The following is an 8302-nucleotide window of genomic DNA, read 5'->3' as shown; positions in this document are numbered from 1 at the left end:
GAATGCCCTCTTTTGCCAGATTCATTGAAAGACTCCGCGTGAAGCTAACGATTGCTCCTTTAGTAGCGGAGTAGTCGATCAATAATGCGTTCCCCTCGTATGCTGTCGAAGATGTCGTATTGATGATGGCAGAACCAAGTGAAAGGTGCGGTAAAGCAGCACGGGCAAGACGCATCATTCCGAAGATATTTGTCTTGAACGTCTTCTCCATCGACTCATCCGTGATATCTTTCAGACTATCTTCTGGTTTTTGCATACTTGCATTGTTGACGACGATATCTAAGCGACCGAAATGGTCGATCGTTTTTTGAACAAGTGTTTCACAGTAGTCTGCGTCCCCAATATCTCCTTTAGAAAGTAGGACTTCGCCTCCTAATTCTTCAAGACGCGCCTTCGTTTCTTCTGCTCCTTCTTGATCGCCATAGAAAGCAATGACGACCTTTGCCCCTTCACGGACATAAGCAATCGAGACAGCACGACCGATTCCAGAATTGCCGCCTGTGACGATTGCGACCTTTCCTTCAAGCTTACCTGCTGCCTTATAATCATCACGCTCATAATAAGGTAACGGTTGTTCGTCCTCCGTCTTCGGTAATTGTTTTGAAATCTGTTCAAAATCGATAAAGTCCGTCAACGAACCTTCTAAAAAGTTATCTTTATTATAGCCCATGAAAAAAACTCCCCCTATGCTGTTGATAGAAGGAGTTTTCCCATAAAGACTTACGCTAAAACGTCTAGCACCTCATCAAGTTCGACGGCGCCGAAATATTTTTTCAATTCGTACCGACCGAGCACTTCGCGAAGAGACGCGCGATCATAACGTGTACCTTCAAGCGCCCGTGCGATTTCTTCCGCGTCCTCGACGCCAAAGAAGTCACCGTAAATCTTCGCTTCTTCAATGATGCCTTTTTTGACATTCAATCGGAAGTCAATCGTTCCGATCGGGAAACGTTTTTTTTGAATAACATCGAATTTCGGTGATTTTCCGAAATTCCATTCCCAGTTGCCATAACGTTCTGCCGAGATGGCACGTACTTTATCCCAGTCTTCTTCAGTTAAGATATACCGTTCAATCTCTTTCCCTTCATAGATCGAGGCAAGGAGATGATCGACGAATTGTTCCATCGTCAACGGTTCTGTCAGGAATTCCGAGATGTTCGCGACACGGCTCCGAACCGATTTAATGCCTTTGGAACGCATCTTCTCTTCACTGACGACAAGCGCATTGACGACTTCTTCGATGTTCGAATCGAGCATCAGCGTACCATGACTAAACATCCGTCCTTTTGTCGTGAACTGGGCATTCCCGCTGATTTTCCGGCTTCCGACATGAATATCGTTTCGTCCAGATAACTCCGCTTCGACACCGAGTTTATGCAGCGCTTGCACGACCGGCTCCGTGAACTTTTTATAGTTGTTGAACGAATCACCGTCATCTTTCGTCAAGAAACTGAAGTTCAAGTTTCCTTCATCATGATAAACAGCGCCACCGCCGGAAAGACGACGGACGACGTGGATGCCGTTTTCCTCGACATACTTCAAATTAACTTCTTCATTCGTGTTCTGGTTTTTTCCGACGATGATGGATGGACCGTTGATATAAAACAAGAAATAGTCTTCTTCATTGACGTTCAGGTTGTTCAAGATGAATTCTTCGACAGCGAGATTGATTCGCGCATCGCGAATCTCAGGATGGAAGATGAATTTCATAAGGGTTTCGTGCTCCTTTGTGATGGAATCATAATGTGATCAGTTACAGCCGTCGACACCACACGCATCACCTTCAGCGATGATTTCAAGTGTTTGTTCTTGGCGGATCTTCGCGAAGACTTGTTCGAATGCTTCTACTGGTTGTGCGCCGGAAATAGCATATTTTCGGTCGAAGACGAAGAACGGTACACCACGAACACCAAGTTGTTGTGCCATCGCCTCTTCTTCTCGAACATCTGTCGCCAGTTCTTTTGATGCGAGAAACGCTGTGACATCTGCTTCAGCAAGTCCTGCTTCTACTGCGATCCGCGTCAGAATGGTTGGGTCATTCAAATCTTCTCCATTCATGAAATAAGCTGTGAACAAAGCTTCCGATACTGCATTCATCTTACCATATTTTTTTGCAAATTGAGTCAGGCGATGAGCCTCGAATGTATTGGCTGGGATGACACGATCCATCTCGTAGTGCAAGCCTTCCTGACGTGCCGTATCAACGACACCTTGCGACATATTCCGTGCTTGTTCGAGAGTCGTCCCATATTTCGAAGCAAGAATTTCGTATAACCCTTGCGTCGGCACTGCTGGTGCATCTGGGTCAAGTTCAAAGCTTTTGAATTCGACCTCAACATCCAACTTTTCGTTCGCAATTGCTTGTTCTAAACGACGCTTCCCAATATAACAAAACGGACATGCATAATCCGACCATACTTCTACTTTCATCTGTGTTCTCTCCTTTTGTGCAGTTTCATACATTAAGCATAGTCGCCTCTAGACAGAGTTGCAATCTTTCCGCCCAGGTCGATTCAAATATGTTCAAAAAAAGAACCAAGATCGTTTTGATCTTGGTTCTTTAGTGCGTTCATCGCTTATTCTGTTACAAGCGCGTGTGCTGCATCTTCGATCTCAATATCGAGTTCTTTCGTGTAAGCAGCTGTTTGTTCTGCTGTCCAGTTCAAGACAGTTTTCATTTCTTCGATGACCGCGTCTTTGTGAGCACGAGCCCAAGCAATGTCGAAGAAGACAGCACCTGTACGACGGATGAAGAAGTCAATCGGACGAGCGACCATTTCATGTTCGATACCATAGTGAAGTTGTGCGTAGACAGAACGAGGAAGATCTGTCGTAGCAGCATCATATGCTGCTGCATATTCAAGTACTTTCGGTAAGTTCGAACCGTAGCGTTTTGCTAAGAATTGAACTTCCTCTGTTGTTAGACCATTCGTTGCTGTTTGAGCTTTTAGGAATTCAGCAAATCCTTTTGCTCCGCCGACATGTCCACCCGACATTGGCATGTTTTTCGTCGAGCAACGTGCATACGCAACGTTTTCTTCTTTTTTCAAGAGTTTAGCAACGAGATCAACGACGTGCTCACCCATTTTACGGTATCCAGTCAATTTCCCACCCGCAATCGTGATGAGACCTGACTCAGACTGCCATACTTCATCTTTACGAGAGATTTCAGAAGGATCTTTTCCTTCTTCATAAATCAATGGACGTACACCAGCCCAGCTTGATTCCACGTCTTCCGCTGTCACTTTAACATCTGGGAACATATAGTGGATCGCGTCTAAAATGTAGTCTTGATCTTCGACTGTGAACTTCGGATGTGCTGTATCTTTATCGAAGAACGTATCTGTCGTACCAACGTATGCTTTTCCATCACGTGGAATCGCAAAAATCATCCGACCGTCTGGTGTATCGAAGTAGACCGCTTGTTTGAGTGGGAATTTCGATTGATCGATGACAACGTGGACACCTTTTGTCAAACGAAGTTGTTTCCCGACTTTCGAGCCATCTTTTTCACGTAATTCATCAACCCATGGACCTGTCGCGTTGACGACTTTTTTCGCACGGATTTCATGCACGTCACCTGTCAAGAGGTCTGTCACACGCATCCCGACGACTTTTCCAGCATCGTAGATGATTTCTTCTGCTTTTGTATAGTTGACGACGCGCGCACCATGTTCGACTGCTTCTTTCATGACTTCAATCGTTAGACGAGCATCATCTGTGCGGTACTCGACGTAGTAACCGCCACCTTTTAGACCTTGTTGTTTAACGAGTGGTTCTTTTGCTAATGTTTCTTTTGCAGATAACATCGTACGCCATTCAGAACGTTTAACACCTGCTAAGAAGTCATAGACACGAAGACCGATTGACGTACTGAACGGTCCGAATGTACCGCCCTTATGCATCGGAAGTAACATCCATTCTGGTGTCGTAACGTGTGGGCCGTTTTCGTAAACAATCGCACGTTCTTTACCGACTTCAGCGACCATTTGAACTTCAAATTGTTTTAAATAACGTAGACCACCATGGACTAATTTCGTTGAACGACTAGATGTACCAGATGCGAAATCCTGCATTTCGACGAGGCCAATCTTCATACCGCGTGACGCCGCATCGAGGGCGATTCCCGCACCTGTGATCCCGCCACCTACGACAAGTAGATCGAGTTCTTCACGTGTTAATCGATTATAGACATCTGCACGGTTTTTGCTTGAGAATGGTTGGTTAGCCATGAATAGTTCCTCCTGTTGTTGGTTAGCCATGAATAGTTCCTCCTGTTTAGGTTCGAAAAAAAAGAGACCACAACAAACACGCTGACTATGTCAACTGTTGCTGTGGTCTCTCCATATTCTCCGACCGGTTTATTAACTTGACCTTACTATAACATAGATCACATCATTTAAACAACATCGTAGCTTGAATAGCTTTTTGCCATCCGCCATAAAGCGCATCCGTCTCTTCTTTTGCCATACTCGGCTCGAAACGGCGTTCTTTTTTCCATTGCGTCGCAATTTGTTCACGGTTTTCAAAGAATCCGACAGCAAGACCTGCCAAGTAGGCTGCACCTAATGCCGTCGTCTCATTGATTTCCGGACGTTCGACCGGCGCTTGAATGATGTCACCTTGGAACTGCATTAAGAAGTTATTTTTAACCGCTCCACCGTCAACACGAAGTGTCTTCATCTCGATCCCTGAATCTTGCTCCATCGCAGATAAGACGTCACGTGTTTGATAAGCGAGTGATTCTAATGTTGCGCGGATAAAGTGTTCTTTTTCCGTACCACGTGTCAAACCGAAGACTGCACCACGAACGTCTGATTCCCAGTAAGGTGTTCCAAGACCAACGAATGCCGGTACGACGTAGACACCTTCTGATGACGTGACACGCGTTGCGTATCCTTCTGATTCTTTGGCATCATCAATGAGACGTAAGCCGTCACGTAACCATTGAATCGCAGATCCTGCGACGAAGATACTTCCTTCTAGAGCATACTCCACTTTTCCATCGACGCCCCATGCGATCGTCGTCAGCAATCCGTGATCTGATTTCACAGCCTCTTCCCCTGTGTTCATCAACATGAAGCAGCCTGTACCGTATGTGTTCTTCGCCATTCCTGTATCAAAACACGCTTGACCAAACAATGCGGCTTGTTGATCACCCGCTGCACCAGCGATCGGAACCGCTTCTCCGAAGAAATGATAACCTGCTGTCTCTGCGTACACTTCAGAAGATGGTCGTACTTCTGGAAGCATCGCTTTCGGGACATCTAAGATGCCGAGTAACTCGTCATCCCATTTCAATTCATGAATGTTATACATCAACGTACGACTTGCATTCGAATAGTCGGTCACATGTGCTTTTCCGCCGGATAATTTCCAGATGAGCCACGTATCGATCGTACCAAACAGTAGTTCACCACGTTCGGCACGTTCCCGTGCTCCTTCGACATGATCTAAAATCCATTTGACTTTCGTACCAGAGAAATAAGCGTCAATCAATAGACCTGTCTTCTCACGGAAGAGCTCGGCATGACCGGCTGCTCGAAGCGCTTCACAGATTTCAGCCGTTTGTCTCGATTGCCACACGACTGCATTGTGAATCGGTTTCCCTGTTTCTTTTTCCCAGACGACAGCTGTTTCACGTTGGTTCGTGATTCCAATACCAGCAATCTGCGATGGCTTTACGTTCGCCTCCGTCAGACAAGTCGCCACGACAGCAAGGACACTTCCCCAAATCTCGTTTGCGTTGTGTTCGACCCAACCTGGTTTCGGAAAATACTGCGTGAATTCCTGTTGTGCTGAATGGACGATCTCGCCGGCACGATTAAACAGGATCGCACGTGTACTCGTCGTTCCCTGATCCAATGACAAAATGTAGTTCTCCATCTCTTCCCCATCCTTTTGTATCTAAATAAGTTAAGCTGACTTTGACTCCACTGACGTTGTTTTGTTCGGACGAACACCGAATCTATAGCATAAGCCTAATATGACGATTGTCACAAGTCCTACAACCCAAAAAGCCGGTGTATCTTTTCCTGTGAAGACCGAACGATAAAACAATCCGCCAAGACTTCCACCGAGAACTGGTCCGAGAACCGGAATCCAAGAGTACCCCCAGTTCGATGATCCTTTTCCATGAATCGGTAAGATGAAGTGAGCGATACGTGGACCAAGGTCCCGCGCCGGATTCATCGCATATCCTGTCGTGCCTCCGAATGACATACCGAGGCTGACGATCAAGAAACCGACGATCAATGGATTTAAACCATCCGAGAACTTATTCGCTCCGATCGATAACAACCCGATGACAAGTAAGAACGTCGCAATCATTTCACTCATTAGATTGGCAAATGTATGTGGAATCGCTGGTGACGTCGCAAAGACGCCGAGTTTCGTTGCTGGGTCTTTCGTTTCCGCCCAATGTGGTAAGTAATGAACGAAAACAAGACTTGCACCAAGTATCCCGCCGGCAATTTGAGCGACGATATAGCCTGGTACGTCCGCCCATGCAAATGAACCGTCAAAGGCTAAACCAAGCGTCACTGCTGGATTAAGGTGTGCTCCACTGAATTGACCGACGGCATACGCGGCAATCGCCACAGCAAAACCCCAGGCAAACGTGATGACGATCCAGCCTGCATCCTTCGCAAACGATTTCGTCAAACTAACGCCTGCACCAACACCGTTTCCAAGCGCGACAAGCAAGGCTGTACCTAAAAATTCCGCTAGTAAGGGTGACATGTGTATTCCTCCTTTTTGTTATGTGAAAAAAGCAACATAAAAAGGAGATCCACGTCAGTTCATGCTTGAATTTTCTTCAAGCAGGACTCACACGTGAATCTCCCTTTTCTCCGTCACTTTGTATCAACTTGATATCACTATAACAACCAGTGAAAACGCTGTCAAACAATCCGAATGATTTTCATCACAGTCCGGTTAGGAGCGTGGTTCAAAATGACGCCACAAGTCCTTATTCGATGTCGTAATGCTTGAGGCACCCGCTTCAATTGCTTGTTCCACTTCCTCGACCGTATCGATAAGTCCACCAGCGAATACGAGACGCCCTGTCTTTTCCTTCACTTCTTGAATGTACTTTGGCATCAACCCTGGTAATACTTCGATGTAATCAGGTTGCGTCCGTTCCATAAGTTGATAACTTTTTTCAAGTGAACTGGAATCGAGTAAGAACATACGCTGCATCGTCTTGACCTTTTTTTGACGTGCCTTCAAGATGACACTCGCCTTCGTCGAAATGACACCATACGGTTTCAGTTCTTGGCAAACATATTCCGTCGCGTACTCATCATTTTTTAACCCCTGGACGAGATCCATATGCAAAAACATTTTTTTGTCGTATCGATGTGCCATCTCATAGACTGCTTTTAAACGCGAGACGTGCATTTCGAGTAAGACCCCATACTCATATGGACTCTTCAGCATCTTTTCAAAGTCTTCTAATTTTCTAACGGAAGGCAGGATCTTCTGTCCAAAATATGTCATGCGTTCTCCCCCTGATTCGTAATGTGTCCTAAGTATGTCGTGAAACTGAGGTATTAGGCAATGCTCTTTTCATGAAAATAAGTGAAAAGAGCGCTACGATTAGGGTATAGCTTAACGAAACGATTTATTTTCAGGAGGTGAATGCGCAGTCCTACCGTCTGTGCACGTCAATGAGTCAGCAAAAACGGATCACTATTTATTTATTCTCGATTTTAATTAATGCCCTAGGTAACAGCTTTATGGTAACCGCCTCGATCGGCAGTGCACCTTGGACATCAGCGAGTGAAGCTGTCGCGGCGATCTCACCGTTAACTGTCGGACTCGCTATCATCGTCTTACATGCGCTTGCCTTGATTGCAGCGCTTTCTCTTGGAAGCCGCTTCAGTTGGTGGACGATCGTCCTCAGTTTTGCACTCGTCGTACTGTTCGGCGCCGCAATTGATTTCTTCTTATCAATCCATCAATTGATCTACACACCACAAGGACTATGGATGCGCGGCTTGTATATGTTAATCGGTATGCCGTTGATTTCACTTGGACTCGCACTTTATCTCCAAATCGGCTTCGTGTTGATGCCGCCAGATTACTTGATGAAATCACTCATCACCCGCTTTAAAAGTACATCAATCGGAGCAACGATTAGTCTCGGGATTCCTTTTTTGATTGCCAGTCTCTTTTCACTGATTGAACGTCAATTGATCGGCATCGGAGTCGGGACTTTTATTTTCTTACTATTGAATGGTCCGCTGATCGAATGGTTTCAGCGACTGTTCCCGATTACGGCTCGTCCGCCTAAACGAAC

Annotated in this window: 8 protein-coding genes; 1 reads left to right on the top strand and 7 read right to left on the bottom strand. The window is 45.8% G+C overall.

Annotated features, from left to right (window positions below):
- The 7 genes from B4F99_RS02340 to B4F99_RS02310 all read right to left on the bottom strand — a co-directional run.
- Window positions 1–670 (bottom strand): SDR family NAD(P)-dependent oxidoreductase (locus B4F99_RS02340; RefSeq protein ID WP_290755076.1); only part of this gene is annotated, 670 nt, incomplete at its 3' end.
- Between the two features lie 50 nt (window positions 671–720).
- Window positions 721–1710, bottom strand: a complete 990-nt coding sequence (locus tag B4F99_RS02335) for a lipoate--protein ligase (RefSeq protein ID WP_214856732.1) — start codon at window positions 1708–1710, stop codon at window positions 721–723.
- Between the two features lie 39 nt (window positions 1711–1749).
- Window positions 1750–2430 carry a DsbA family oxidoreductase gene (locus B4F99_RS02330; RefSeq protein ID WP_290755074.1) on the bottom strand — a complete coding sequence of 227 codons (681 nt, stop codon included), beginning with the start codon at window positions 2428–2430 and terminating at the stop codon, window positions 1750–1752.
- Window positions 2431–2576: 146 nt separating this feature from the next.
- Window positions 2577–4232, bottom strand: coding sequence for a glycerol-3-phosphate dehydrogenase/oxidase (locus tag B4F99_RS02325; protein WP_290755183.1), 1656 nt, complete (start codon window positions 4230–4232; stop codon window positions 2577–2579).
- A gap of 163 nt (window positions 4233–4395) precedes the next feature.
- Window positions 4396–5886 carry a glycerol kinase GlpK gene (glpK, locus tag B4F99_RS02320; protein WP_290755072.1) on the bottom strand — a complete coding sequence of 497 codons (1491 nt, stop codon included), beginning with the start codon at window positions 5884–5886 and terminating at the stop codon, window positions 4396–4398.
- A 30-nt stretch (window positions 5887–5916) separates the two neighbouring features.
- A complete protein-coding gene (locus B4F99_RS02315; RefSeq protein WP_029340954.1) occupies window positions 5917–6741 on the bottom strand; it encodes an MIP/aquaporin family protein in 825 nt (274 codons plus the stop codon).
- A gap of 195 nt (window positions 6742–6936) precedes the next feature.
- Window positions 6937–7500, bottom strand: coding sequence for a glycerol-3-phosphate responsive antiterminator (locus tag B4F99_RS02310; RefSeq protein ID WP_023467370.1), 564 nt, complete (start codon window positions 7498–7500; stop codon window positions 6937–6939).
- Window positions 7501–7739: 239 nt separating this feature from the next.
- On the opposite strand from B4F99_RS02310, the gene B4F99_RS02305 reads away from it, so the two are divergent.
- The coding region (locus B4F99_RS02305) for a hypothetical protein (protein WP_290755069.1) at window positions 7740–8302 on the top strand (563 nt) is incomplete at its 3' end.

The organism is Exiguobacterium sp. UBA3491 (genome assembly GCF_002377745.1).
GTDB lineage: Bacteria > Bacillota > Bacilli > Exiguobacteriales > Exiguobacteriaceae > Exiguobacterium_A.
Note: the sequence above shows the minus strand (reverse complement) of the source record. Positions and strands in the feature narration are given on the sequence as shown.